General features: G+C 62.5%; 2 protein-coding genes. Both read left to right on the plus strand.

The annotated features are described in order from the left end of the window. A partial coding sequence (locus ABIB24_RS26660) for a DUF2345 domain-containing protein (RefSeq protein WP_354317710.1) occupies positions 1 to 738 on the plus strand: 738 nt, incomplete at its 5' end. A gap of 4 nt (positions 739 to 742) precedes the next feature. Continuing rightward, positions 743 to 4,942 (plus strand): DUF6531 domain-containing protein, encoded by a 4,200-nt coding sequence (locus tag ABIB24_RS26665; protein ID WP_354317712.1) that lies wholly within the window; start codon positions 743 to 745, stop codon positions 4,940 to 4,942. Positions 4,943 to 5,032: the final 90 nt, after the last annotated feature.

Genomic DNA, 5,032 nt, shown 5'->3' on the forward strand with positions numbered 1-5,032 from the left:
CGCCTGCTGATCAGTGCCAGCCGAGGGGTACGCCAGTTCGTCCAGAGCATGGGCTGGCGACTGGTCGCGGCCACCGGCGACATCGACCTGAAGGCGCTCAAGGACAACATCAACCTGCTGGCCAAGCTCAAGGTCAGCGTCACCGCCGAACGCATCACCCTCAGCGCCAAGGAAGAACTGGTCATCCAGGGGGGCGGCAGCAGTACCACCTACACCGCAGGGGGAATCCTGCATGCCACCGCTGGCCAGTACACCGCGCACGCGACTGACTTCATCTACAAAGGTGCACAAAGCCAGACGGCCACGTTCCCGGACGCGCCCAAAACCGACAAAGGCAACCTCGACCTATTCCGCAACTACGCCAACAACCGCCCCTTGAAAGGCTCCGGGTACCAGGTAGAGGACGCGCTGGGCCAGGTGCTCAAAGGCACGCTGGACGAACAAGGATTTGCGGCGGTAGCAGCTGTAAGCCCGGGCCCCACAGCCGTTGACTTCGAGAAAGACCCAGCCGACCCATGGGTAGCCGGCAGCTACTTCGGCAACCTGAGAAAGGACTTTTCAGGCCCGGCTGCAGCGCTGACGCTACCTTCCGCCCTGCAGGGCACCGAAAACCTCGCGAAGCATGCGGCACAAGCGTTCAAGGCCCCGCTCGACGCCATCGCCCCCTCGACACCTCCCCCTTCCCGGCTCGGCACTGCCAGTGCCTTGGCTACCTCACTCGTCCAGGAAGGGAATTGAAACGATGACCCCACAAGAAAAGAAAGAAATCGAAGAACGCGAAATCGCACTGGTCCCGTTGAACAACCTGGTCGCCCAGGATATCGGCCAGGGTGAAGCCACGGTAAACGCCTGGCTGCTGGAACTCAGCGGCAACACCATCGACCTGGCCACCGTCAAGGCCTGGGCCGGTGCAGTGCCGGTGGTGGGCAACATCGTCGCCTTGTTCGACGCCTTGGGCGACATCATCCATCTGGCCAAGACAGGCTCGAATGACCCGCTGGACTGGGTCAGCCTGGGCATCAACCTGATCGGTGTAGTACCCGTCCCGCCGACCATGGCCGCCGCACGGATGACGTTGCGCCCGGTACTGTTCCTGGCCCGACAGCAACTGAAGAAAAACAAAGGTGACTTCGCCCAAGCCGTCATGAACATCATGGTCGGCCACCTCAGTGCCACGCTGATGGGCGAAATCGAAACCTTCGTCGAGCGGGCCGAAACCGAACTGCCTGGCATCTTGAACAATGCCGCCAACACCGGCTTCCAGACACTCAACAGCCTGGCGGATGCCATCGAGCGCATCGCCAAGGGCGAGATCGACACCACCCAGCAGCGCAAGGCGATCATCAACAGCGCCCAGGCAATCTACGCCCCCATCGAAGAGCCGTCCCTCTGGGACCTGCTGACCCGGGCCGAAGCGGTCATCAGCGCCACCGCTGGTGCGGTTCAGTACGGCGCGACCGAGGGGTACAAAGCTGCAGCGAGCAACACTGGCTGGGTCTTGAAGCTCGTCCAGCCACACACCAATGTGCTCAAGGGCCTGGCCCAGCTGATCCGGCAAATGCTGACCGCCCTGGCCAACCCGGCCACGCAAAACAGCATTGCCTGGCTCCTCGCCCAGCTCAACGCAGGCCTGCGCAAGCGCAAACCCGCGCCCCGGGTGTCGGCCAATACCCCGGCGCGCGGCTCGGGTGTGGCAAAGGACAAGGGCACCGAAAGCCGCGTGGAAGCCACCCGCAACGAGGCCCGACCTAAAAACGACCCACGCTGCGACCTGAACGGCACCTGCCCCGGCACCAGCAAGAGCATCAGCTATGCACGCGGTACCGAAACCCTGGTGCATGTCGACTTCAACCTGCCAGGCGTGTTTCCTGTCGCCTGGGCACGCACCTACCGTTCCAGCCTGGACGCCTACGATGACAGCGAGTTCGGTGCCCGCTGGATCACGCCATTCTCGATGCGCTTCGATGTGGTTGACGAGGGTGTGCTGTACCACGCCGACGATGGCCGCACCCACAGCTACGCCCTGCCCAAGGTTGGCAAGCCCCATTACGACCCGGTAGAGAAGACGGTACTCATCCGGGTCGACGACAACCACCTGAACCTGGCCCACGGCCACCAGCGCCAGGAACACTACCAGCGCGTCGGCGATCACTTCCGCCTGGTCGGCATCATCCAGCGCGGCGGCGCGCGCATCGCGTTGCATTACGAGCACCAGCACGCCGGCAAGGCAGTGCTCTCCGACCTGGTCACCTACCAGGATGAAGACCAGCACCAGCATGTGCATACCCAGCTCGATGAGCATGGGCGCATCAAGGCACTCTGGCTGATGCAGGACGGCCGGCAAACGCGACAGCTGGCCAGCTACGACCACGACGACCAGGGCGACCTTCGCGCGGCACGCGATGAACATGGGGCGCAGTGGACCTACCAGTACCAGCACCACCTGGTCACGCGCTACACCGACCGCACCGGGCGGGGCACCAGCCTTGAATGGCAGGGCGAAGGCCCGGACGCGAAAGCCGTGCGCGAATGGGCCGATGACGGCAGCTTCGATACGCGTCTGAAATGGAACAAGCATATCCGCCTGACCACCGTCACAGATGCGCTTGGCCAGGAAACCCGCCACTACTACGACTACCTCGGCTACACCTACCGCATCATCTACCCGGACGGCAACGAAGAGTGGCTGTTCCGCGACGATGGCAAGAACGTCATCCAGCATGTGCATACCGACGGCAATATCGACCGCTATGTCTACGACGAGCGCAGCAACTTGCTGCAGCACACCCGCCCCGATGGCTCCGCGGTGCACCACGCCTACGACGACCTCGACCAGCGCTTCAAGACCCGCGACGCCGAGGGCGGCCTGTGGAAGTACGACTACGACCAGCGCGGCAACATCATCGAAACGCTCGACCCGCTGGAGAACAAGACCCAGTACACCTACAACAGCGATAACCTGCCCATCGCCATCATCGACGCCAACGGTGGCGAGAAGAAGCTCGGCTACACCCGCGACGGCCAGCTGGCCAGCTACACCGATTGCTCCGGCAAGACCACGCTGTGGAAGTACGACGGGCTCGGGCAACTGAGCAAAGCGATCAACGCAGCGGGGGAAACCACCGAGTATCACTACCAGGCCGGTCAACTGACCCGCCTGGTATACCCCGACAAGACCCAGGACCGCTTCGAACACGATGCCGAAGGCCGCCTGCTCAGCTATACCGACGCGTTGCACCGTCGTACCACCTGGGCCTACAACGAGGCCGGCCTGATTCACCAACGCCACAACCCCGACGACAGCACCCTCACCTACCACTGGAACAAGCTCGGCCAGTTACTGCGGTTGCGCAACGAGAACAACAGCGAGGCCAGCTTCAAGTACGACCCGGCCGGGCGATTGATCATGGAGACCGGCTTCGACAAGCAGGTCACCGATTACCTCTACGATCAAAGCAGCAACCAGCCCACCCGCCGCATCGATGGCGACCGCATCACCCGCTTCGAATACGACGCCATGGGCCGCCTGGTGAAAAGCCATGCCGGCCAGCGCGGTGGCAAGGAGTGGGAAAGCGAAACCTTCGCCTACGACGGCAACGGCAACCTGCTACTTGCCGAGAACAAGGCCTGCAAGCTGCAGTGGTTCTACGACCTGGCGGGCAACAACACCCGCGAGCACCAGCACTTCAAGTACATGAAGGAAGCGAAGGTCGCTGTCTTCAAGCATGAGTACGACGCCCTCAACCTGCGTATCGCGACCACCCGCCCTGATGGCCACCGGGTCAGCTGGCTCACCTATGGCAGCGGCCACCTGCTCAGCCTCAAGCTCGACGAGCACGAACTGCTCAGCTACCAGCGCGACGACCTGCATCGGGAAATTGGCCGCGAGCAAGGCAACGGCCTGGTTCAACGCCAGACCTGGACCCCGAATGGCCAGTTGCAGCAGCAGACTCTGGCCCGACGCGGCGCCACCCGGCGCATCGCGGTGCGCGACTACGAGTACGACCTCAGCGGCCAGCTAACCCGCGTGGATGACCTGAACCGTGGTGACACCTACTACCGCTACGACCCGGTCGGCCGCCTGCTGGAAGCGGGCGATTTCTACAAGAAAGAGCTCTTCGCCTTCGACCCGGCGAGCAACCTGCTCGACCCACAAGCCCCGCCCGGCCCCAACCCACACTCACCCCGCCGGATCAACGACAACGTACTGCGCAGCTACTGCGGCACGCAGTACCGCTATGACGAACGCGGCAACCTGGCGGAGCGCACCACGGGCAGCAAGAAAGGCCACTTTGACTGGGACCTCTACAACCGCCTGCGGCGGTACGAGGATGACCGACTGATTGTCACCTTTGCCTACGACGCGCTCGGGCGGCGGTTGTACAAGCACTCACGCGCCAAGTACCGCGACCGACCGCAGGCCGGCCCGGTGTGGAACCAGAATGCCCGGCGGCAGCGGGATGAAGAGTTGGGTTGTGGGTACACCTGGTATGTGTGGGAAGGCGACACGCTGGCATTCGAGTGCCGGGACCGGGAAGGCAAAGGCCACACCACTCACTATGTGTTCGAGCCCGGGACCTTTGTGCCAGTGGCACAGGCGGTGTCCAACCATGTTGTCGAGTTGTTGCGCCAGCCGGTGTATGTGTTCCCGTATGACATCGACAAGGATCCGGTGTGGCTGCATAAGCCGATACCGAAAGCGTTTGATGCGATGGCTTGGTACCAGTGCGATCAGCTAGGGACGCCGATGGAGTTGACCGGTGAAGATGGGGAGATTGCCTGGAGCGGGAGGTACAAGGCCTGGGGTTTGGCGGAGGAACAGCGGAGTGACGGGGCGAAGTGGGCGGAGATTCGTAATCCGCTACGCTTTCAGGGGCAGTATTGGGATGTGGAGACGGGGCTGCATTATAACCGTTACCGATACTATGACCCAGCTGTTTGAATCGCCCCTGGTTTCCTAGACACTCTCCAAGCTCAGGAAATAGCGTTTCTCATATTCTATTGGAGACAGCTGCATAGCACTGCTGTGTCG

It is taken from the genome of Pseudomonas sp. UYEF17 (assembly GCF_040546125.1).
Lineage (GTDB): Bacteria > Pseudomonadota > Gammaproteobacteria > Pseudomonadales > Pseudomonadaceae > Aquipseudomonas > Aquipseudomonas putida_Z.

Bases quoted from the DNA above. Each gene is read 5' to 3' on its own strand.
- ABIB24_RS26665 (WP_354317712.1), top strand. From the start codon at position 743: ATGACCCCACAAGAAAAGAAAGAAATCGAAGAACGCGAAATCGCACTG.